Genomic DNA, 22,869 nt, shown 5'->3' on the forward strand with positions numbered 1-22,869 from the left:
ATAATTTTAATTATCTCATATTTCTTTCTGTATAATACACAATAGCAATGGCGCCAGGCCCAACATGAGTTCCAATAACTGGTCCTATTGAACATATTCCAATTTTAATTTTTAGTTTTTCTTCTAATTCCCCTGCAAACTCTAGAGCTTCATCATAAGCATTAATATGATGTACAACAATTTCTCCTAATCCATACTTTTTAATATCCTCAAACATCTTATCAATCATTGTGACTACTGCTTTTTTCTTTGTTCTAACCTTTGTTAAGACTGTTGTTATCCCATTTTCTACAGTTAAAATAGGAATAATTTTCAAAAAATTACCGATTAAAGCACTTGCACGACCAATCCTTCCACCTTTTTGAAGATATTTAAGTGTATCTGGAATAAATAGAAATCTACTTCTCCTTATATTTTCTTGTGCTATTTCTTTAACTTGACCTAAGTTTTTACCTTCTGAATGCGGCCCTTGCAGCTACGATTACTGAAAAACCAAGCTGCATAGAATTTGAAGTGGAATCTATTATTTCTATCTCAGCATCTTTATATACCTCTAGAATCATTTCTCTTACCGTGTGTGCAGTGGAATAGGTACCACTCATATGTGATGATATAAAAATACAAAGAATAGAATCTCCATTTTGCACAATTTTCTCCATCTCATTATATAGTTCCTGTACAGAAGGTTGTGAAGAAGTTGGAATACCTTTTTCCTCCATCATTTTATAAAAAACTTCATTATCTATCTCTCTTTCTTTAAAACTTTCCTTTCCAAATATTACGTTTAAAGAAGCTACTTTTATATCTAATTGATTTTCAATAGTCCTATCTATATAGCTTGTACTATCTGTTAAAATTTTTACTGCCATTACATCATCACCTTTCCGATTATCCCATATACTGATATTACTTCATCTTATAATATTAAACTAAAACATCATAATTACTTACAATTCTTCCAAATTCAATTTGTATATTCTAATATTGAACAATGTAAAGTTTTATATTCTGACATTAATCCCCTCTTCCACAAGCTCTAAAAATTTTTCTCTTGAAACATTTACTGCCCCTAAGCTTTCAAGATGTTCAGTATAAACCTGACAATCTACCATAATATATTCTTTCTCCTCTAGTTTCTTACAAAGAGTAATAAAAGCAGCCTTTGATGCATTACTCATAGTTGAAAACATAGATTCTCCAAAAAAGCATTTTCCGATACTTATACCATATAATCCACCAACTAATTTATCTTCATACCAAGCTTCCACAGAATGTGCATAGCCAAGTTCATGAAGCTTACAATAAGCTTCTATCATATCATTAGTGATCCATGTACCACTTTCTTTTCTTAAATTCGAACAATTTGATATAACATCTCTAAAACAAGTATCAAAGGAAATTTTATATGTATTCTTTTTAAGCAGCTTTTTCATAGAGTGAGAAACCTTAATATTCTTTGGATAGAGAATAAACCTTGGATCAGGAGACCACCATAGTACTGGCTCATCCTCCGAAAACCATGGAAATATTCCATTACGATATGCAAGGATTAATCTCTCAGGGGACAAGTCACCATCTACTGCTAAAAGCCCATCTTCCTCTGCAAGAGAAGGATGGGGAAATATTAAATCGTCACTTAATCTAAAAATAGGCATATTTAGCTCCCTTCAAATGTATGCTTATTCTATCGCTGTTGAATCTTATCATCCATAAGCCGAAGATAGGATTCTCTAGATTCGGATAACAAATCTTAGGCTTGAAATAAAATAATACACCTCTAAAATAATACATCTCATATAAACAGGATTCTTGGCTTCAGGTGGAGTTTTGTCTACGACCACTGGGCAATTCTGCCCGTTAAATGCCATTTAGGCATTTAACCTCCATCTGAAGCTTAGAAGCCGTTATCCAGGGTCGTAGCGCCACTTATCCCCAACTTTAAGAAAAGCAGAGAGCCCAAATGTTAAGCAGACATCCAAAATCTATGATTTTGAGATGATCGCTTACACAGCGTGCTGATTTGGTGCGAATCGCTTTCACAGAGTGCGTTGCGGTGTTAGTGGCGATAGACATCGGATAAAACTTAAAATCCTATTTACATTTTAATATTCGCTTAGATATATGACAAGTACCTTGCATCTCAATATGATGCTATACATTATATTATTTTAAATTTAGTTATTACATATAATACATAATAATGTTAATATTAACTATATCAAATCTATTTCTAGGAGGTACTAAATATGAGTCTAAATTGGAGTCTAAAAGAACTCTATGAATCCTTTGAAAGCGAACACTTTAAACAAGATTTAAGTGAGTGCGTAAAATATATCGAAAGTTTCAGTGATTGGGTAGATCATATTACAGAGAACTACGACAATGTTGATTCAAAGCTAGAAGACTATATAAACAAAATAAGCTATCAAGAAAAGCTATTTAGCAAGCTATTTTCCTTTTGTGAACTTACTCTAAGCGTCGAAACTAATAATAAGGCAGCATTAAAAAACTTAGAAAGCTTAGAACAAAAGGCTTCCTCTTTAGCACAGGGAGAATCCAAGATAAAAAGCTGGATTGGAAAAATTGATAACCTAGATAGTATTGTAGAACAATCAGATTTATTAAAAGAACATTCCTTTTATTTAAGGGAAATAAAGCAAACCAATAAATATTTATTAAGTGATAAAGAAGAAGCAGTAATAGCTAAAATGAAAAACACAGGCTCTAGCTCATGGTCTAAGCTAAGAGACTTGTTAACTTCCTCATTAAAAGTAGATATAGAACTTAATGGAGAAAAAAAGCAGCTTCCTCTTACTGTTATAAGAAATATGGCCTATGATAAGGATGAATCACTTAGAAAAAAAGCTTATGAAGCAGAAATTAATTCTTACAAAAAAATAGAAGATGCTGTGGCTGCCTGTTTAAATGGAATCAAAGGTGAAGTTATAACTATATCTAAAATGAGAGGATATGAATCACCTTTGGAAGAGTCTTTATTAAACTCAAGAATGGATAAAGAAACCTTAGAGGCTATGCTTGCTGCCATGAAAGAGAGCTTTCCTAGCTTTAGAAGGTACTTTAAAAGAAAGGGAGAACTTCTAAAAAAAGAAAATGGGTTAGCATTTTATGATATATTTGCCCCAATAGGTACAGTTGATATGGAATTCCCCTATGAAAAAGGCAAAGCTTTTGTCTATGAAAACTTCAAAACCTTTAGTGACGAACTTGCAAACTATGCACAGAAAGCTTTTGATAATAATTGGATTGATGTAAAACCTAGGGAAGGAAAAGTGGGAGGCGCTTTCTGTAATAATATTCATGCTATAGGTGAGAGCAGATTTATGCTTAATTATGGTGACAGATTTACTGATGTAGTTACTCTTGCTCATGAGCTTGGTCATGGCTATCATGGTGAATGTTTAAATAATGAAAGTATATTAAATAGTGATTATCCAATGCCTATTGCAGAAACCGCTTCAACATTCTGCGAAACTATAGTAAAAAAAGCAGCAATAAGATCTGCAACAAAGGAAGAAGCCTTTTCAATACTAGAAAGTGAAATAAGTGATTGTGCTCAAGTAATAGTTGATATATACAGCAGATTTTTCTTTGAAAGTGAATTATTTAAACATAGAGAAAATAGTTCTTTATCCTCCGAAGAACTTAATTCTTTAATGATAACTGCCCAAAAAGAAGCTTATGGCGACGCTCTTGATGAGAAATATCTTCATCCTTATATGTGGATATGTAAACCTCATTATTATGATAGCGACTACAATTTTTATAACTTCCCATATGCCTTTGGTTTGTTATTCTCAAAGGGATTATATGCTCAATACTTAAAAACAGGTAAGGACTTTGTAAAAGACTATAATAAACTTCTAAGTGTGACAGGAAAAATGAAGCTATATGATGTGGCTAAGCTTATGAATATAGATATTCATAATATAGATTTTTGGAGAAGTTCATTAAAAACCATTGAAGAAGATATTGACAAATTTATTGAACTAAGCCAATATTAAGCTAGATTAATTTGCTCATTGATAGAAAGCAACTTAGCTCAGACATTCATACTGTCTGAGCTTACTAAATTTAGTATTAAGCAATTTCTACACAAAATTATTATTTTCTATATGTACTAAAGCTTTATTATATTAATTAATTTAGCACAAAATTGCAAATAACATTAAATTTTATGAATTTTTATAAAAACAGTTTTAAAGCTTAAGCACTTATACTATAATCAGTGTAAATAATTAATGTCCAATAGTAAAGTTATTATAATAAAATTATTTAAGTAATAAATACTATACACACATTATAAATTACATTTTGGGGAGGAATTTTACAAATGAATAAACCAGTATTATCAGATCATTTCAAAAAAGGATGCCATCAGACGTAAGACTTGGCCAGATGAGATTTGCAGAACGTAAAGAAAAACCAGCATTAATCAATGTCGCAATTGGAAACGTTTCACTTCCAACAAATCCTGCTATGCAGAAAAGAATGTTTGAATTAAATGCACCTGAAAGTCCATTTGCAAAGGGTGTCATAAGATATTCAGGTACTGCTGGTGTAGCTGAGGCTCAGGATGCTTTTAAAAACATTCTTAAGTGCGAAGGTTTTGATACTAGCAAATTATTTGTTCAGGTAACTGATGGCGGATCCAGTGGTATGGAGCTATTATTACTTGGCGTTTGTGGTGATGCAGGCACTGGGGACAGACCTCTTATGATGATTGACCCAGCCTATACAAATTATATTTCTTTTGCAGAAAGAATTGGACGTAAAACTGTTACAGTAAAACGTCATTTAAACGAAGATGGAAAGTTCAGTCTTCCAGAATTAGATAAAATTGAAGAAACTATTAAAGAGCACAATCCTGGAGCACTTCTTGTAATACCTTACGACAATCCTACAGGTCAGCTCTATGATTATCCAGCTCTTAAAGAGCTTGCTAAACTATGCGTAAAATATAATATGTGGATGGTAAGCGACGAAGCTTATCGTGAATTGTATTATGATGAAAACACTGATCTAGTAAGCATCTGGGGATTAACTGACGCAGATGTACCTGGTATAGAAGGCAGAAGAATAAGCATCGAAACTGCATCAAAGGTATGGAATGCCTGTGGTTTAAGAATCGGGGCTGTAATCACTGATAATTCAGAGTACCATACTCAATCAGTAGCTGAATACACTGCAAATCTATGTGCTAATGTAATCGGTCAGTATATATTCGGAGCACTAGCGCATGAAAGCAAGGAAAGCATTGCTGGATGGTGCAAAGGTCTTCGTGACTATTACAAAGGAATAATGTTTAAATTATATGATGGTATGAAGAAACTAGAACCTAGTCTTATAGTTTCTAGCCCTGATGCATCTATATACTCAGTAATTGATGTTAGAAATGTTGTAAAATCAGGATTTGATTCAATCGACTTTGTTTTATACTGCGCGCAAAAAGGTTCAGTAAATTACAATGGCATAGATACAACTCTTCTAGTAGCACCTTTAAAAGGTTTCTACGACATTAAGCCAGGTGAACCTAACCCAGGAAACACACAGTTCCGTATTGCTTTCATAGAATCTCCTGAAAATATGGAAAAAGTTCCTGAGTTATTTGTTAAGCTTTTAAGACAGTATGAAGCTCAACGCTAATATTTGCAATTAAATATCGAGTAGTAGAAAAATAATTGTTTTCTACTACTCGATTGATTTTATTTATTAGATTTCTCTAGTATATTCTTTTAACCATTCTTTTTCTTCTTCATTTAAGTATGGTGAAATTTTATCATATACTACCTTATGATATTCATTTAACCACGCTTTTTCTTGTGCACTCATCATTTCAGGGTTTACTGCATCTAAATCTATAGGTATATAAGTAATTGTCTCAAAGTACATAAATTGACCATATTCATTTTTCTCGCCTTTGCATGCAAGAAGTTCATTTTCAATTCTAACTCCGTGAGAACCTGCAATATATATTCCTGGTTCATCAGTAAGCACCATGCCTTCTTCAATTGGGTGAACTTCATGTGCACGGTACTGCCATCTAAATCCTGTTGGTGCTTCGTGAATATTCATTAAATATCCAACACCGTGACCTGTTCCATGGTTGAAGTTTAAGTTATTATCCCAGAATGGAGCACGTGCAAGTATGTCTAAATTCATACCATTACATCCATAAAGGAATCTTGCATGAGCAAGACGAAGATTACTTTGTACAGTCAAAGTAAAGTGATCCTTCATTGTTTGTGGTATTTCTCCAAATGCAATAGTTCTTGTTATGTCAGTAGAGCCTTCATAGAATCCAGCTCCTGTATCTGTTAAGAATAAAGATCCCTCTTTAAGTTCTACATCAGTTTCAGGAGAAGAAGTATAGTGTACGATAGCGCCGTGCTCACCAAATGCGCATATTGGTTCAAAACTTTGACGGATAAATCCTCCTTGCTCTGCACGTAATTCTTCTAATTTATTAGCTGCGCTCATTTCTGTAATTTTTTCTTTGCCTACGTTTTGCTTCAGCCAGTATATAAATTTTACGTGTGCTACTCCATCTTTAATTTGAGCTTTTTTAATATTTTCAATTTCAGTTGGGTTTTTCATAGCTTTAAATAAAACACATGGATTTTCTTTTTCTACTTTTTTAACATCTTTAGGGATGTTGTTATATAATGCATAATTCATTCTAACAGGGTCAACTAATAATGCATCTTTTGCAGTGAATTTTTTAGCTTCTTCATATACATCATTATATGGATGGAAAGCTGTTACACCATTTTTCATAAGATCTGCTTTTATTTCAACGCTTAGCTTATTTTCATTTATGAAAAGATGTACTTCATCCATCGTAACGATTACATAACTTAAAATCAGAGGGAAGAATTCAATATCGTCTCCACGGATGTTAAGAAGCCATGCTATATCATCTAAAGATGTAATTATATGCGCGTTTGCACCTGCAACTTCCATTGCTTCTCTAACACGTTTTAATTTTGAAGCTGTAGTTTCGCCAGTATATTTTACATCAAGGGCAAATGCTGGTTTTTCAGAAAGTGATGGGCGATCTTCCCATATATCATCAATTAAATCACAATCATATTTTATAGATCCATTTTTCTTTTGAACAATTTCTTCATAAACTTGTCCACTTCCCATAGCAACAACACGGCCATCAAATCCAAGTGTTCCTTTTTCAGGAAGAGTGCTTTCTATGTATTCTTCTATAGTTGGAACCTTTGGCTCACCCATTTTAAATAATTCAACAGTTGTTCCTTCTAGTTGTTTTCCAGCTTGAAGAAAATATCTTCCATCTGTCCAAAGCCCTGCACTATCCATTGTAATAACAGCAGTTCCTGCAGAACCTGTAAAACCTGTTATGTACTTTCTAGCTTTAAAATGTTCACCTACATATTCACTCTGATGAAAATCAGCAGTAGGTACAATATACATATTAATATTTTTTTCTACCATCAAGGCTCTTAATTTTTTAAGTCTTTCAGATACTTTCATTATATTAATCTCCTTTCAATACTTATATGTTCTCATGAAAAGTATAACACAAAAATATGGTTTTGATGACACTCTATGCACTTTTTAAGACTTAATATTTTTAATTATATTTCTATAGGCATTAATATATACCCTAGTATCCATGTCATAAGCTACACCATTAAAACCATCTTGAAAATATTTTTTTGCAGCTTCCTCACTTCCAGCATAAATTAGTGCAAATGTTCCAGACAACCTAATGGCTCACATTGCGGAATAATCATGGTACTTCTATTGCAAATTTCAAAATAATTATTTATATCTGCAGCAAACTCCTCAAAGCTAAATCCTCCTACACGAGTAGGTGTAAATCCGTACTTACTTACATATATAGTAGTTTAAAAGTTAGTCATTTTATTATTTATACACCTATTAATTTAAAAACTTTATTTAATGCATCTTCTGGATACTCTACCTCAATATCTGGTTGTAATGCCCTTTCACTATCCTTGCTTTTATCTGGTCTAGTCCATTTTTTGTATGAAATTTGAATTTCTAACTTAGAGTTATCCAGTTGAAAATTTAATACATCCCCAAATGAAGAAGGCATATTACTGCTTGGCTGTCCAACTATAGTACCTAAATTTCCATCCCTAACCAATGTAGCTAACCATTGAGCTGAACTAAAAGTTTCTTCATTTGTAATAACATATAAGTTTATATCTTTATTTTTCACAACCTCATTACTTCTATCATAAGCTATATACCCACTTTTTCTTAGATACCCATATCGTTCTTGTGCTAATGGAGAAAATCTTATTATAGATCCAAAATGTCCTGGCTTTATTTTAAGGGAGTCCAGTATCATATTGCAGGCCCGCGAGTCTCCTCCTGGATTATCCCTAACATCTATTATTACATTCTTTACATTATTATTAATACCCTCTTTTAAGTCTGTTACAACCCTGTTTAAGTCTTCATTAACTTCGCAAATACCTAATTTTACATATACTGTTTTATCATTAATTTTTTTACTTGAAATTTTGCTATTTATGCTTTCAGAACTATTCTCTTGGCCAAAGTCTACTTTGATATTTTCTTCTCCTGCTTCACTTCTCACAGTTACAAACATGTCCTTTGAACAATCGACACCGGAATTAGTAAGCACCATCTTTCCCTTTGAATAAGTAGAATTATTACTAATTTCAGCTGCGTAATTTTCTGCTGGAAACAAATCTTTAATTGCATCCATAACCTTATTTATTTCTACACCATTAATTTTTTTTACTATTTTATTTGTTGGTTTATTATTTTTATCAAGTAAAACTAAATTACCTTTTAAATATCTCCAATTAATATTTAAGTATTGATCCTCTTCAAACCAAACTCTAGTATGACCATCTTGTATTGCCGATAAATATCTACTAACAGAAAGTTGAAACTCAGCTGTAGTCATATCCTTATCTGTCTCTTTTGAAAATCTCTCCATCGCTTTTTTATACTTTTCTGTTTTTCCTTCCAAAAAAATTGGATGTGTACTTTCCGTTGTATTTATCAGCTTTTCTACATCTTCTTTTACCTCTAATTTGGTCAATTTTTTATCTAACACTACATTCCCACTAGATCTATAGGATTTACTTTTATATGCAGTTATAGGACTTTTAGCATATACATAAATACATGTCCCTAATAACAAAACAACTATAACCCCCAATATTATTCCAAAAATTTTAAGTTTTTTTCTATTCATACCTTTCTCCTTCTTTACCATTTCAATAGTAAACCGTATTACTCTACTGTAAATTATACTAAAATTTTGTGTTATACTCCTTATTTAGAATTATATTTATATAAATACAAATTCTATAAATTAGATTTAATTCCTCCATACACAATTAAATTTACTGCTATTTAAATAAAAAAATTGAAATATATAGAAACTTCATTATTTTGATAGTATACTAAAAGCATAAAATTCAATTGTTTTTGGGGGTATACTAATGAAAAGAGTTGACGAAAGAGATGTAATGTTTTCTAGAGTAAATTATCAAAAAGATACTGATGTTTATGAAGATTATTATAATAGAAATCCTGATAAAAAAGCTATTGATGACAGCATAAGAACTAGACCTCGTCTCTGCGATGAAGACACTATGACTTATAGTTCATTAAACTCTCCTATGGCAAGTTGTGCCTTTGATTTCTTAGGTGATATAAGACACCTGTGTGAAGGTGATGTTAATCCAATAAAAATTGAAGGTAATAAAAAAATCATAACTAAAAGAATAAAAGGCTTTGCTAAGCATTATGGAGCAAAATTAGTGGGAATCACAGAGCTTAAGGATTACCATTTTTACACTCATAGAGGTAGACACCCTGAGGTTTATGGGAAAGAAGTGAAATCGGATCATAAATATGGTATAGTTTTCGCAGTTGAAATGGATAAAGATATGATAAATAGAGGGCCTATGATTGCGGAGGTTATAGAAACCTCTAAGTGCTACGTAGATGCAGCTATAATAGGTATGGTTCTTAGCTATTACATAAGAAGTTTAGGCTTTGATGCCAGAAATCATATGGATGCAAACTATTTACTTATGCCTGTTTTAGTAGCTAAAGATGCAGGACTTGGGGAAATAGGAAGAAACAGCATGCTTACACATAAAGAGCTTGGTTCTAGACTTAGGCTAGGAGTTGTTACTACCAATTTAGAACTTGAAGTAGACGAACCTGTATCCTTTGGTCTTGAAGACTTTTGTGAACTATGTAAAAACTGTGCATTAATCTGCCCTTCTCACTCTATATCAACTGAAACTAAAAAAGAATGTAATAGTAATTTCAATTGGAAAACAGAACAAGAAACTTGTTACATTAAATGGACATACACCGGCACTGATTGTGGTATGTGTATATCAAGTTGTCCTTTTAGCCAAAACATAGAAGTTATAAAAGATATAGATACTTTTAAAGATAATCCTGAACTTATAGCAAATGTTATTGGTGAATTTAGAAAAAAGTATGGTAATAAGCCTTTTGTACCCGGTAATCCTGATTGGCTCCGTTAGATTTAACAAACCTGTGTAAAATAAAAATGCTAGGTACAACTCCTAGCATTTTTTACCTACCAGCCCTTGGCTACCTTAAGCACTTCGTCTGAAATGTCCCCTCTTAAATATTCCACTATTGAAGCCTCAATAACATCAAGTGCTTTATCAATTTGCTCTTTAGTTATTACGAGTGGCGGTTGAACACGTAATACATTGTTTGCAAAAAAGGTGAGCAATACTCCCTTTTCCCAGCATCTATAACAAATTTTTGCCGCAGCTTCTTGTGCTCTTTCTTTTGTGTCTCTATCTTTAACTAAGTCAACACCTATATTCAATCCGACACCTCTAACGTCTCCAATTAGTGAATATCTATCCTTCATCTTATTAAAACGTTCTTTTGTATATTCACCTAAATTTTTAGAATGTTCTAAGAGTTTTTCTTCTTTTATTACATTAATTGTGGCAAGAGCAGCTTTGCAGCATATAGGGTTTGCCATAGTTGTAAAAGCATGTGCAGGCGGTCCTACCGCTTCCATAATCTCCGCTCTTGCAACAATTGCACTCATCGGCATTCCAGAAGCTATTGATTTTCCCATAACTATTATATCCGGTTCAACTCCAAAGCTTTCTATTCCAAACCATTTTCCTGTTCTTCCAAAGCCCTGCTGTACCTCATCAACAGCAAATAAAATTCCATTTTTCTTGCACAAGTCATATAACTTTTTAATATACTTTTGTGGAGGCACAATAAGTCCTGCATCTCCTTGTATAGGCTCCATTATTACTGCAGCTACTTCTTCTGGCGGCAAATAACTTTTAAATTTATCTTCAAAATCTTGAAGACATTCTAAGTTGCAGCTTTCTTCTTTTTTACCAAACTTACAGCGATAACAATGAGGATAATTTATATGATAAATATCTGGAACTAGCGGTCCAATTTTTCTGCGCATATTTAGACTTATAGCAGAAAGTGAAATGGAGCCGTATGTGGAGCCATGATAAGCACCTATAAAGGAAATTATTTTACTTCTTCCTGTATAAGCTCTGGCTAATTTAATCATTCCATCATTGGAGTCAGATCCTGTAAGACCAAATACTACTTTCTTTTTAAAGTTTCCCGGTGTAATTTCTGTTAGCTCTTTTGCCAATTTAACTAAAGGCTCATGATATGTGTAAACTGGTGTGTAGTGAATAACTTCTTTTGCCTGCTCAACAATTGCATCTACAACTTTAGGATGTGAATGTCCCACATTGGTTGCTGCTGCACTAGATAGCATATCTATATATTCATTTCCATCGGCATCTTCAATTATCGCCCCTCGTCCACATTTTACAACCAGTGGGTAATAAGGTACTCTACAAGCAGCCCCAACTACTTCAGCATCTTGGGCAACAATATTTTCACAACGTTTTACATTTATAGCCATTATGCTCCCCTCCCCAAACAAATAATTATTTATTAACTTTTTAAGTATTTATTAATTTCTTTCTTATTAACTATTCTATTACACATTAAAAGCAATTTCAATCATTTTTTAATTATTTATTAAAAAATTAAGTTATACTTATTTAATTGTGTGTAAATGTAATAATTTATAAACCTGCAAATGCTTATTTTCCCCGAAGACAGGCCTAAACTAAATAAAAAATCTTATGACCAAATTGACTATGTACCAGATTTCATTTTAAGCCAATTGTCTAAGCATATAAATAATCTTCATAAAGAAATAATTCCTGTAGTATGGGTAATGTATAAAACGGGACTTCGTATATCTGATGCTTTAGGTTTGAAATAAAATTGCTTGGTCAAGCTTAATAATAAGTTTTGGATAGTGTCTGATATGGATGGCGAGTTACAAGATAAAACAATGGGGAGATACCCGAAGATATACTTGATCTGCTTTGTAATCATAAATCATAAATTCTACAAAGGCGCTTATGGAACAGGCTAATGAAGTTCGATAAAGAACTTGAATTAGATGAAGATGGAAATGTATATGAATATATTGAAAAAGATATTTTTGAACAGATAAGAAAAATGATTGAGAATAAATTCTTCATTTATGGGGGCAATGAGCATTGCCTCCATAAATGAAACCCACAAATATATAACGACCGTATTGGAGAAATTTATCTACTTCATCTTATATACATTTAATTTACATAAATTTATTTCATTTTATAAAAAAATACTATATTAATAAAATCATTAGGATATTGGTCGTATAATTGCTGTAATAAATCTAAATTAGCATTCCCACTACTTGCAATAGTCCACATGGTATCATAAGCTTCAGATTGTTTTTCCATTAAAATAGTTCCAAGGTAAGTGTTATTAAGATACGCTCTTTTAAGTTTTTTTGAACTTTAGTCATATAGAAAGATTTATCATGATTTTGATTAGCTTGTCCTTTAGCAAAATCAATTCTTTCATCTAGCCACTTTGTATGAGCAGCTTCAATCTCAGCTTTTCTTTCTTCTTCTTGTCTTTTTATTTCTGCACTTATTTTTTCAGCTTCGGCAGCTATTTGCTGTTGTGTAACTAATTTTTGCTGATCTTTTAAGAATTTTTCATATTCCTCCATAGAATTAAAGCCTTTATCTTCTAAAAATTGACGTTCTGCAGCCTTTGCTGCTTCTACATCTTGATCTACCTTGTATTGAAGAGTTGAATTCTTTTGTTCTAAATTTGTAAGTTCAGCTTTTAATTCATCTAATTTTGTTTTAAATGTACTAAATTTTTCTTTGAAAATTTTATCACTGCCTTTATCTCCAGTCGTAACATCAATGTTATATCTTTCTAATGCATTATAAGCTTCTTTAGCAGAATTAGCAGTGATCTCTATTTTACTTACAATGGCTTTATTAGAAGTAAAACCATCGAAATAACCAGGTTTGGAAATGTTTTTATTTGCTGATTCCAATAAATCATATTGAGCTTTGCCTTTTTGTAGAGCTTTATATGCTGAATCTAAATCATCATAGCACTTCACAAAATTTTCTGTATATTCTTTCGTAAATTTGTACAGATCTGAGTTAGCCATATTTACTTCTGTAGAATTAAATCCGTTATTTTGTACTATAAAAGAATAATTATAACAGTTTGAAAAATGTTCTGTAAAAGTTTTTATTGCATCATCCAATTGTGTAGTAGCTTTTTTAATTTCTCCTATTTCACCAGCTTTAACACATTTATAAAAGCTGTACCATCCTAATTTTTCTGCTACAGTACTTAATTCAGTACAACTTTTCTCTAAATATAATTTGCTATTACCAGATTTTTCTCCAAGTGGAATTGCAGATATTTCTCTATTCATTTCAGAAATCTGAGATTTTAATGCATCTACATCATCATCAATTGATTTGCTGTCATCTGCATCAACCATTGCTCTTAGAAGTGTAATTTTTTTGTTATACTCAGCAATTTTATCAACATATTTTTTATAGGTTCTATTATATTTTTGGTCAGCGCTATAAGAGTCCCAAAGCTTACGTTCTTTTTGTGCTTCTTTATCTCGAATGTTTAGGGTAGCTTGGTTTATAATCCAATCGGCATATTTAGGCGGCTCTGCTGCTAATACATTTATAGGAGTAGCTAATAAAGAGCCCCCTAAAATTGCTACAGATAAGTTTTTTATAAACTTATTCATTTTATTACCTCCAATGGAATTTTTTATTATAGTATACCATATAAAAATCATATTTTAAAGTGAAAGACTAATACTTTAATTGTAGATATGGAACCTACAGGACACTCTTAGTTTTGTTTAACAAAATTTATCAAACAAAATAGAATTAAGATAGATATTGTTAATCCTATGCATGTTAAGAAGAGTAAAGAGCTTGATGTTAACTCTTCATCTAAAATTGTTAGTTCAAATACAGATGAAGGAATTAGTGAAGCAGGAGTATGGGAATTTCTTGATGCTGCTGTCTTTGAATTTACAGCTTGAAAACTATGCTGAAGTGGATGTTCCGCTGAGGCGAAACATCATCAATCAAACTTCATTTATCGAAGGTAAAACTAAATTAAAGATTTTCCGTAGAGAATCGTAGAAAAATCCTCCGCAATTGTTAACTCTTAATTCTTAACTAATATATTGGTGGAGATATATTGCTTATGCCAATAACTTTTTCGGAAGTTGGATTATAAAACCTATGTGGAATATTTTCTTGTATATAAATACTATCACCTTTATTTAAGGTATGCTTTTCTTCTGATAGATATACTTCAACAGTACCTTCAATTATAAATATACATTCATCTGCCGGATGTATCATTAATTCATCATTGCTCCAGCTGTATGGATCTAACTGAAAATAAATAATTTCCATTTTAGAATTTACTTCTTTATCTGAAGCCATAGGAGTAACAAATTCATATACAATACTGGAATTAGGAAGTTCAAGTTTTTTTCGTTTATCTGCTTGAATAACTACATTTTGCTTCCTTTCATCAGTTAAAAATGTATAAATAGGTACTTCTAGCTCAACAGAAATTTTCCTTAACGATGAGATGGAAGGATCAATAAGATTACGCTCGATTTGTGAAAGGTAACTAGCTGTCAATCCTGTTTTATCAGCTAATTCATTCAATTTTAATCCTTTCTCCTGTCTTATCTCTCTAATTTTAGGTCCTAGCAAAAGTAACACATCCTTATCATCATATAAAATATTATAATGCCTAAGCTATCTTAATTATTATTTTACATTATTTATCTACAATGTCAATTATCAAACCTGGTTCTATTTCTACCTAATAATAAAATTAACATTTATGGTATAATTAAAAATACTGACACAAAAATTATATACATAATACTAATAACAAAAGAAAGCGGTGATTATTATAAATAATGAATATGAAGTAAAAGGAGATACTGCATATATAAAATTAAGAAAAAAAGATGGTAAAATCATTGATACTAAAATAGATACTGATGATTTAAAAATGGTGTTAGATAAAGGTCTTTGGTTTCCAGAGTGGAACAAAGATTTTAATAGCTACCTGGTACAAAGCCTAGTTTATTCCGCTGGTGGTAAAAAGTCTAAAGAGAAACAATCCTTACACTCATTTATTTTAGATGTACATACTAAGACTCCTATTAGACATATTAATGGGGACACTCTAGATAATAGAAGATGTAATATAGAAGTGTATGATCAAAATGCAGTAGTTAATGATTATGAGGATGTAGATTCAGAAACCATCGCTGTTATCCTTAGAGATAAACATGGAATAAAAAAAGATAAAACCTTAATTGATAAGGAAGATTTAGATAAAGTAATAAACAGCGGTTATTCTTGGGTTTATTATGTAAGCCGTGGAGAGCATCATGCTGTAGCCAATTCTCCAAATGGAAGAATTTTTTTAGAAAGCTTTTTAATGAATCCACCTGAAGATATGATTACAAAACATATAAATCATAACACTTTAGATAACAGAAAATCTAACTTAAATAATGTACTATTAGTTGAAGAACCAGAGGAATTACAGGATAGTAGCTTGGATATTAACAAATAAATCCATGTACAATAAATCGAAATAAAAGTGGCAAAGTAATAATTCCTTTGCCACTCTGATTTACTAAGGATTAAATTGTCTCATAACAATAGAATCAATAACAACCTTAAGTTAACTTTTCTTTTTTATTTCAACGAAAGTATCATAATAAGCTATTTGTTTGCCCATATCAGAAACTGCCCCTTCTGTTAAGAAATTTGGATTTGAGCATTTTTCCCACCAACCTATTTCCATATGAACTATGTTATCCATAAGTTTATTATTTATATTTATCTGCACATCTATTTCTCCATTAGAAGACTTTAATGCAACAATTTCTCTGTTAACTAAATTATGATTTTTAGCGGTATTCTGACTTATATTAGCTACAGCCATTGTATCTATATCTTTAAAGCTTTGAGACATTAAAGATCTTTTAGGGTGAGTAGTTATAAGTCTGAGTTTAGAGCTTTTCTCATTAATATAAACTGGTATTGGACTTACATTATTCTGTTTTGCACTTTCAGAATATATCTCTATTTTTTTTGACGGTGTTTTGAATATTAGATCCTTCCATGCAACATCATCTTCTTTTATAGTTACATACTCGTTTTTTATATTTTCAAGAGTTATTCTCCTATCTTCTAAAGGCTTTATAATTTGTGTTAAATATTCCTTCTTAGGTACATAAGGATATTCTTTCATTTCCATTTTTCTTGCAAGTTCTCTGAAGAAATAGTATTCGTCCATTAATTTGTGCTTTGGTTCTACACATTTTTCATTATATATTATATATGGATTACTCATTGAGGTGTATAATAAGTCCTCAGTTTCTAAGGTATTTGTGCATGGAATAACCAAATCGCAATGCTTTGCCGTATCAGTTAAAAACATGTCTATGCATACCTTAAATTCTATGCCTTTAAATGCCTTTGTAAATTCATTTAAATTAGGCCATTGATTAAGAGGATTTGCCTTGCTTATAAATATAGCCTTTAGGTTATCCTTTGCAAAATTTGGAAACTCATTTAAATCAAACTCTCTTTCCTTTGAAGCATATTTATAACTATTGTAAGGATCTAAATTTAACACGTCAGGATATACTTTGTTGCTGTAATTTACTCCCCCACCCTTTTTACCTATACTTCCAGTTATAGCTCCTAAAGCATCAATTGCTCTTATAGAGTTACCTCCATTTTTATATCTTTGAACTCCGTACCCTATATATAGAGAGCTGTATTTTTCTTTAGAATAAAGATAAGTAATCTCTTTTATTGTATTTATACCTACACCACATTCATCACATAGATAATTTATATCTAAAGTGTCTAAATAAGCTTTATATTCCTCAAAACCTATCACATTTTCTTTTATAAATTCTGTATCCTGCAGGTTCTCTTCTATTATTATTTTTGCCATTGCCATAGCAAGTGCAGCATCTGTGGATGGATTTATTTTTATATGAATATCAGCAATATTGGCGGTGTCTGTACAAAGAGGATCTACTACTATTATTTTTATCCCTTTTTCCTTTGCCTTTTTTATTCTATGAAACAACTGTATGTGAGAATTTGCCGGATTTTTACTCCAAAGTATTATATTCTTTGAATTTAGAACATCATCTATAAAATGCGATTTATTATATCCAAAATCATACTTTTGCGCTTTAGAACCGGCGCTCCAGCAAGTCCCTCCATCCGCTTTAGTTATACCGCCATAGAAGTTAAAAAATATGTCTTCTATTCCCTTTAGTATAGAGCCTGAACCTGATTCACTATAATGCATTACAGAATTCGAGGAATACTTTTCTTTATAATTTTTTAATTTATCCGCAATTATATCTATAGCTTCTTCAAAGCTTATGTTTACCCATTTTCCATCTTTCTTTTTCATAGGGGAATATAGCCTGTCTTTATCATTTAATCTTTTTAAATGATTTCTCCCCTTTTCGCACATTATTCCCTTTGTATAAGGATGATTTTTATCTGCTTCTATTTTTACTACCTTATTATCTTCAACATGAACATTTAATTTGCAGCATCCAAAACAATCAAGCGTACATCCATGACTTTTCATAATTTGCAATACCTCCTATAAGCTTCTATTGGTTTCAAATACACTACCTTTCTTGTATATTTTCAAAATTATAGCATATTTTTTTAAAATTGATAATAGAATAAAAACTCTTTCATTTAATCTTCTTATATAGAAAAAGGACTTAAGAAAGAATCCATAGTAGATCGAATTAGGTATAATTAGTAATGTGATATTTTTCATATGATTTTACAGATAACAAGAAAGGAATGTGTTATCTATAGGATATATCAACATTCCTTTTATTTTCTACTGATAACTATAAAAAGCCTTTGCTTTTATTAAGTTATAGATTTAATTTTCTTTTTAAGCTTTTTATAAGTCCTATAGCTTTTCCTTATGAAATTAAGTATAAATTCAGGAATAGGCATAGTAAACTTATATAAAAAAGGTAAATAGTATTTATAATAGGCCTTTTTAAAATCATCCCATAAACAACAATATTCCTTATGCTTAAAATCTGAAATATCAACTACAACTCCGCGATTGTCCATCATCATTATATTTTTTACATGAACATCATGAGGGTAAAGTCCCCTCTTTCTTGCGTACTTAAGAGCTTCGTCAATATCCTTTATTATTTTAGGTGGAACTTTTATTCCTGATCTAAAGCAATTATACAATGTAATACCTTTAATTCTTTTAAGTATTAGATAATTCTCTGTATAATATACTAAATTCGAATAAGCTGGATGATCTCCAATAGCTCTGTATACCTCTATTTCTTCTTTTAAACCCGGCCTTCCTTTAGCGTATATTTTTACTACATAATTCTCAAAGTCTTTATGAGTAAACACTGCTGCATAATTACCACACCCTAACAAACTCCAGGAATCCGGCACATTTTTTACTACTACTGGATCTTCTGAGTCTATACTTTCAATAATTATATTAACTCTGAGATTTTCATCTATTATAGATATAAATTTTTCAATTTCCTGCATATAAGATTCTCTTTCTCCTTTTAATAATGCCATGCTATAAAATAATACTTCCTTTGCAAACTCTTCCATTCATTAAACAACTTAAGTGGAAGCAGTACACTCTTAATGTAAATTTTAACATATACTTTATATTCATAAAAGCTCCTTAAAACTCATAATCTAATTTTTAACAGTATAAGTTTTTATTTTTAAAATTATCATAAAAAATCTGACACAATAAATATATGTATCAGATTTTTTTGTAATTAAAGTATATTTTTAAAAGTAATATTACTTTTCAGGTTTTACAAATATTAATTTATAGATCTGAACTACAACTAATGGAATAAAGGACAATCCATATATATATCCATGTTGACTAGCATTTAATGCTGTAACTTCAAATATTCCCATAAGTGGTCTGAATGTTAAAACTGCTGTTAGGAGCAAATAGCCAACTATAGTCGCAATCCATATATACTTATTTGAAAATATTCCTATCTTAAATATTGATTCTTTAGATCTTGAATTAAATCCATGTATCAACCTTGTTAAGCACAAAGTAGCAAAAGCCATTGTGCTTGCAACTGAAGCATCTCCTGTTGATAATCCTATATGAAAGGCTATAATTGTACTTAATGCTATTAATACCCCTTCTAAAATAACTTCTATTGCAAAGGACTTATTAAGAATTGGAACATTTACATCTCTTGGTTTTTCTTTCATAATGTTTTGATTATAGGGTTCAAGTCCTATAGCTATAGCTGGAAGACTATCTGTAACCAAATTGATAAATAAAAGTTGAACTGGAGCAAAAGGAACAGGTAATGCTCCTAAGGAAGCATAAAGTACTGATAGTATTCCTGCTGTATTTCCCGATAGTAAGAACTTTATGGAATTTTTGATGTTTTCATATATGCTCCTTCCGTTTGATATGGCTCTTACAATAGTTGAAAAGTTGTCGTCTGTCAGTACCATAGATGCAGCATCCTTTGCAACTTCTGTACCTGTTATTCCCATGGCAATTCCTATATCAGCCTGCTTTAAAGCTGGTGCATCATTTACACCATCTCCTGTCATTGCAACTATGTTGCCTCTCTCCTGCCAAGCTCTTACTATTCTTATTTTATGCTCCGGTGACACTCTAGCATAGACGGAAATGTCCTGAACCTTTTGCTTCAATTCCTCGTCACTTATATTTTCTAATTCAAAGCCCTCCATAGCTTCTTTTTCATCCTTTAGTATTCCTATTTGTTTTGCTATGGCGGATGCAGTTATCTTATGGTCACCTGTTATCATTACTGGTTTAATGCCAGCTCTGATGCAGTTTGCCACTGCTTCTGCCGACTCAATCCTTGGTGGATCCATCATAGCTATAAGTCCTACAAAGGTTAAGTCCTTTTCATCTTCTAGAGTAATATCTTTGTCTTCTTTTATATCTTTATATGCAAAGGCTAGTACTCTAAGCCCATTCTTTGAAAAATCCTTATTTATCTTTTCTATTTCCTTTTTATCTTCTTCAGTAAGTTCTTTTATTCCATTTGAGGTTTCTATCTTTACAGCTCTCAATAAAAGTACATCTAGTGCACCTTTAGTAATTGTAATTGGCCTATCTTTAAGCTTACTAACAGTACTCATCAATTTTCTATCAGAATCAAAGGGTATCTCACCTAATCTTGGATAGTCTTTTCTGATAGACAACTCGTCCATGTCATATATTTCACCCAAGTTAACTAGTGCAACTTCAGTTGGATCACCAATTTCCTTTTTTTCAGTAGTAATAGCATCATTACATAATAGCGCCATTAATATTAGCTTTTTCTCTAGAACCTTATTTTTATCCAAATCATCATGTTTCAGTACCTTGTTATCAACGTAAATCTTTTGAACTGTCATCTTATTCTGAGTCAAAGTTCCTGTTTTATCTGAACAGATTACAGAAATACTACCAAGGCTTTCAACTGCATGAAGCTTTCTCACTATGGCATTTTTCTTAGCCATCTTTTGAGTTCCAAGAGCAAGCACTATAGTTACTATAGAGCTTAATGCCTCTGGAATAGCTGCTACCGCAAGGGATACTGCAAACATAAAGGAATCAATTATTTCACGTCCTCTAAATATATCTATGGTAAAGATAAACGCTGATACAGCAAGTATAGCAATAGCAAGTTTTCTTCCAAAGCTATCTAAGCTTACTTGAAGAGGTGTTTTCTTTTCCTTTGCATTCTCAAGCAAATTAGCTATCTTACCAATTTCAGTATTCATACCTATACCAGTTACTAGTACAACTGCTCTGCCATAGGTTACAAAACTCCCAGAGAACACCATATTCTTTCTGTCTCCAATTGATATGTTGTCCTCATTTATTGGTTCACTCACCTTTAATACACTTTCAGATTCTCCTGTTAGAGAACTTTCATTTACCTGAAGGCTGTAAGTTTCTAGTATTCTACCATCTGCACTTACATAATCTCCAGCATCAAAATATAAAATATCTCCTACCACTAGCTCTCGCGAAGGAATTTCTATCTTTTGTCCATTTCTTAGAACTTTAGCCGTTGGTGACGAAAGAGCCTTAAGACTTTTTAAAGATTGCTCAGCCTTAATATGCTGTATGGTTCCAAGAACCGCATTGATTGTTATTACTACCATAATTACAAGCGTGCTTTCAAGTTTTCCAAGAAAAGCAGATATAAGTGCTGCAGCCAATAATATAATAACTAAAAAGTCTTTAAACTGATCAATAAAAACCTGTAAGTGACTTTTTCTTGCAGCTTCTTCTAATTCATTAAAGCCATATTGTTCTCTCTTCCTTTTTACCTCTTCATCATTTAGACCTTTATCCGTAACACCTAATATTTTCATAACTTCATTTGACGATTTCTTGTAGAATTCATTCATCATGTATCCCCCTTTCAAAACTTTAAAACCTTTTATCTAATTTTATTGTTACAAAGCTCACAAGCCTCTACCTTATTACTTAATTACTTACTGCATACCTTATATTTTTTTCTTTTATAAATTGCTATTATAATCACTATTCCAATAATAACCGAAGCAAATATACTGTATTGCTTCATTATCAATTCAATATAGCTCCAATTATGACCTATAAAATACCCTAATGTAATAAGTATTGAATTCCATATTATTATTCCTATCATTGAAAATAAAGTGAATGTTGTCATGCCTAATTTTGTTGTCCCTGCTATAATTGAAATGTATGTACGAGTGAGTGGCACTAATCTTGCAAAAAGCACTGCTAGCTTGCCATACTTTTCAAACCATTTATTTATCACTTCAATACTTCCTTTTATCTTTGGAAATTTTACCTTCATTTTTTCTATGAGAGGATTTCCACCATAATATCCTAAAAGATAGCATAAAAAAGAACCAATTAATCCTCCAATAATACTTGAAAGCAATGCTCCAAAGTATGTAATCTTGCCCTGTGCTGCAGTAACTCCAATGAAAGGCAATATGACCTCACTAGGCATTGCCGGGAAACAGGCATACTCTAAAGCAGTAATTGCTATTACTGCAACATAACCAACTTCATCAACTATATACGTAAGCTGATTTACCATAGTATTTAGTAACTCTATAATAATCACCTCCTAACTCTGCTTATTTTTACTTTACAGATTAAAAATTTAGCTAAAATAAAAAACTCTATAGCTAGAAAAATTACTAGCTATAGAGTCTCACTAAACATTTAATGTTATCAAAGCCGGGATTCTATCCGAAATGACGACTTTGAATCCTGTTAAATTACAGGCAGTTACTCCCTCTATAAACATGG

18 protein-coding genes and 1 pseudogene are annotated in these 22,869 nt (G+C 31.6%); 6 read left to right on the forward strand and 13 right to left on the reverse strand.

Annotation, left to right across the window (positions count from 1 at the left end; translation table 11 throughout):
- Window positions 1-10 precede the first annotated feature (10 nt).
- A pseudogene (locus RCG18_RS25875) lies at window positions 11-869 on the reverse strand (DegV family protein).
- 132 nt (window positions 870-1,001) lie between these two features.
- Window positions 1,002-1,655, reverse strand: a complete 654-nt coding sequence (gene aat, locus RCG18_RS25880) for a leucyl/phenylalanyl-tRNA--protein transferase (protein ID WP_308038840.1) — start codon at window positions 1,653-1,655, stop codon at window positions 1,002-1,004.
- Between the two features lie 591 nt (window positions 1,656-2,246).
- Here aat and RCG18_RS25885 point away from each other — a divergent pair.
- On the forward strand, window positions 2,247-4,022 hold the full coding sequence (locus tag RCG18_RS25885; RefSeq protein ID WP_308038841.1) for a M3 family oligoendopeptidase: 1,776 nt from the start codon (window positions 2,247-2,249) through the stop codon (window positions 4,020-4,022).
- 367 nt (window positions 4,023-4,389) lie between these two features.
- Window positions 4,390-5,664 (forward strand): aminotransferase class I/II-fold pyridoxal phosphate-dependent enzyme, encoded by a 1,275-nt coding sequence (locus tag RCG18_RS25890; protein WP_308038842.1) that lies wholly within the window; start codon window positions 4,390-4,392, stop codon window positions 5,662-5,664.
- A gap of 66 nt (window positions 5,665-5,730) precedes the next feature.
- Here RCG18_RS25890 and RCG18_RS25895 read toward each other — a convergent pair whose 3' ends face one another.
- From RCG18_RS25895 to RCG18_RS25905, 3 genes are all read right to left on the reverse strand, one after another.
- Window positions 5,731-7,521 (reverse strand): aminopeptidase P family N-terminal domain-containing protein, encoded by a 1,791-nt coding sequence (locus tag RCG18_RS25895; RefSeq protein WP_308038843.1) that lies wholly within the window; start codon window positions 7,519-7,521, stop codon window positions 5,731-5,733.
- 84 nt (window positions 7,522-7,605) lie between these two features.
- Window positions 7,606-7,755 (reverse strand): hypothetical protein, encoded by a 150-nt coding sequence (locus tag RCG18_RS25900; protein WP_308038844.1) that lies wholly within the window; start codon window positions 7,753-7,755, stop codon window positions 7,606-7,608.
- Between the two features lie 166 nt (window positions 7,756-7,921).
- Window positions 7,922-9,250: a S41 family peptidase gene (locus RCG18_RS25905; protein ID WP_308038845.1), complete on the reverse strand. Its 1,329-nt coding sequence runs from the start codon at window positions 9,248-9,250 to the stop codon at window positions 7,922-7,924.
- Between the two features lie 250 nt (window positions 9,251-9,500).
- Between RCG18_RS25905 and RCG18_RS25910 the strand changes: the two genes are divergently transcribed.
- Window positions 9,501-10,565, forward strand: coding sequence for a reductive dehalogenase domain-containing protein (locus tag RCG18_RS25910; RefSeq protein ID WP_308038846.1), 1,065 nt, complete (start codon window positions 9,501-9,503; stop codon window positions 10,563-10,565).
- Window positions 10,566-10,621: 56 nt separating this feature from the next.
- Here RCG18_RS25910 and RCG18_RS25915 read toward each other — a convergent pair whose 3' ends face one another.
- Entirely contained in the window at window positions 10,622-11,974 is a 1,353-nt protein-coding gene (locus tag RCG18_RS25915; RefSeq protein WP_308038847.1) for an aspartate aminotransferase family protein, read from the reverse strand.
- A 524-nt stretch (window positions 11,975-12,498) separates the two neighbouring features.
- Here RCG18_RS25915 and RCG18_RS25920 point away from each other — a divergent pair.
- Window positions 12,499-12,642, forward strand: a complete 144-nt coding sequence (locus RCG18_RS25920) for a hypothetical protein (RefSeq protein WP_308038848.1) — start codon at window positions 12,499-12,501, stop codon at window positions 12,640-12,642.
- A gap of 74 nt (window positions 12,643-12,716) precedes the next feature.
- Here the strand turns inward: RCG18_RS25920 and RCG18_RS25925 are convergent, their stop codons facing one another.
- Window positions 12,717-12,857, reverse strand: coding sequence for a hypothetical protein (locus tag RCG18_RS25925; RefSeq protein WP_308038850.1), 141 nt, complete (start codon window positions 12,855-12,857; stop codon window positions 12,717-12,719).
- On the reverse strand, window positions 12,857-14,197 hold the full coding sequence (locus RCG18_RS25930) for a hypothetical protein (protein WP_308038851.1): 1,341 nt from the start codon (window positions 14,195-14,197) through the stop codon (window positions 12,857-12,859). Before RCG18_RS25930 ends, RCG18_RS25925 begins: the two co-directional genes overlap by 1 nt.
- Window positions 14,198-14,365: 168 nt before the next feature.
- Between RCG18_RS25930 and RCG18_RS25935 the strand changes: the two genes are divergently transcribed.
- On the forward strand, window positions 14,366-14,500 hold the full coding sequence (locus RCG18_RS25935; RefSeq protein ID WP_308038852.1) for a hypothetical protein: 135 nt from the start codon (window positions 14,366-14,368) through the stop codon (window positions 14,498-14,500).
- 139 nt (window positions 14,501-14,639) lie between these two features.
- On the opposite strand, the gene RCG18_RS25940 is transcribed toward RCG18_RS25935, so the two are convergent.
- Window positions 14,640-15,191, reverse strand: coding sequence for a cupin domain-containing protein (locus RCG18_RS25940; RefSeq protein WP_308038853.1), 552 nt, complete (start codon window positions 15,189-15,191; stop codon window positions 14,640-14,642).
- A 196-nt stretch (window positions 15,192-15,387) separates the two neighbouring features.
- On the opposite strand from RCG18_RS25940, the gene RCG18_RS25945 reads away from it, so the two are divergent.
- Window positions 15,388-16,071: a hypothetical protein gene (locus RCG18_RS25945; RefSeq protein ID WP_308038854.1), complete on the forward strand. Its 684-nt coding sequence runs from the start codon at window positions 15,388-15,390 to the stop codon at window positions 16,069-16,071.
- A 111-nt stretch (window positions 16,072-16,182) separates the two neighbouring features.
- Here the strand turns inward: RCG18_RS25945 and RCG18_RS25950 are convergent, their stop codons facing one another.
- The 4 genes from RCG18_RS25950 to RCG18_RS25965 all read right to left on the reverse strand — a co-directional run bounded on the left by RCG18_RS25950 (window position 16,183) and on the right by RCG18_RS25965 (window position 22,681).
- Entirely contained in the window at window positions 16,183-18,126 is a 1,944-nt protein-coding gene (locus RCG18_RS25950; RefSeq protein WP_308038855.1) for a molybdopterin-dependent oxidoreductase, read from the reverse strand.
- A 299-nt stretch (window positions 18,127-18,425) separates the two neighbouring features.
- Window positions 18,426-19,121: a serine/threonine protein kinase gene (locus RCG18_RS25955; protein WP_308038856.1), complete on the reverse strand. Its 696-nt coding sequence runs from the start codon at window positions 19,119-19,121 to the stop codon at window positions 18,426-18,428.
- Window positions 19,122-19,358: 237 nt separating this feature from the next.
- Window positions 19,359-21,968 (reverse strand): cation-translocating P-type ATPase, encoded by a 2,610-nt coding sequence (locus RCG18_RS25960; RefSeq protein ID WP_308042118.1) that lies wholly within the window; start codon window positions 21,966-21,968, stop codon window positions 19,359-19,361.
- Between the two features lie 83 nt (window positions 21,969-22,051).
- On the reverse strand, window positions 22,052-22,681 hold the full coding sequence (locus RCG18_RS25965) for a DedA family protein (RefSeq protein ID WP_308038857.1): 630 nt from the start codon (window positions 22,679-22,681) through the stop codon (window positions 22,052-22,054).
- Window positions 22,682-22,869: the final 188 nt, after the last annotated feature.

The organism is Clostridium sp. OS1-26, from assembly GCF_030915445.1.
In the GTDB taxonomy this organism is placed as follows: Bacteria; Bacillota; Clostridia; order Clostridiales; family Clostridiaceae; genus Clostridium_AM.

What these genes read in the sequence shown, in the direction of transcription:
- aat (WP_308038840.1), bottom strand. Translation starts at nt 1,655, where the DNA reads ATGCCTATTTTTAGATTAAGTGACGATTTAATATTTCCCCATCCTTCT.
- RCG18_RS25885 (WP_308038841.1), top strand. Translation starts at nt 2,247, where the DNA reads ATGAGTCTAAATTGGAGTCTAAAAGAACTCTATGAATCCTTTGAAAGC.
- RCG18_RS25890 (WP_308038842.1), top strand. Translation starts at nt 4,390, where the DNA reads ATGCCATCAGACGTAAGACTTGGCCAGATGAGATTTGCAGAACGTAAA.
- RCG18_RS25895 (WP_308038843.1), bottom strand. Translation starts at nt 7,521, where the DNA reads ATGAAAGTATCTGAAAGACTTAAAAAATTAAGAGCCTTGATGGTAGAA.
- RCG18_RS25905 (WP_308038845.1), bottom strand. Translation starts at nt 9,250, where the DNA reads ATGAATAGAAAAAAACTTAAAATTTTTGGAATAATATTGGGGGTTATA.
- RCG18_RS25910 (WP_308038846.1), top strand. Translation starts at nt 9,501, where the DNA reads ATGAAAAGAGTTGACGAAAGAGATGTAATGTTTTCTAGAGTAAATTAT.
- RCG18_RS25915 (WP_308038847.1), bottom strand. Translation starts at nt 11,974, where the DNA reads ATGGCTATAAATGTAAAACGTTGTGAAAATATTGTTGCCCAAGATGCT.
- RCG18_RS25920 (WP_308038848.1), top strand. Translation starts at nt 12,499, where the DNA reads ATGAAGTTCGATAAAGAACTTGAATTAGATGAAGATGGAAATGTATAT.
- RCG18_RS25925 (WP_308038850.1), bottom strand. Translation starts at nt 12,857, where the DNA reads ATGGAAAAACAATCTGAAGCTTATGATACCATGTGGACTATTGCAAGT.
- RCG18_RS25930 (WP_308038851.1), bottom strand. Translation starts at nt 14,197, where the DNA reads ATGAATAAGTTTATAAAAAACTTATCTGTAGCAATTTTAGGGGGCTCT.
- RCG18_RS25935 (WP_308038852.1), top strand. Translation starts at nt 14,366, where the DNA reads ATGCATGTTAAGAAGAGTAAAGAGCTTGATGTTAACTCTTCATCTAAA.
- RCG18_RS25950 (WP_308038855.1), bottom strand. Translation starts at nt 18,126, where the DNA reads ATGAAAAGTCATGGATGTACGCTTGATTGTTTTGGATGCTGCAAATTA.
- RCG18_RS25955 (WP_308038856.1), bottom strand. Translation starts at nt 19,121, where the DNA reads ATGGCATTATTAAAAGGAGAAAGAGAATCTTATATGCAGGAAATTGAA.
- RCG18_RS25960 (WP_308042118.1), bottom strand. Translation starts at nt 21,968, where the DNA reads ATGAATGAATTCTACAAGAAATCGTCAAATGAAGTTATGAAAATATTA.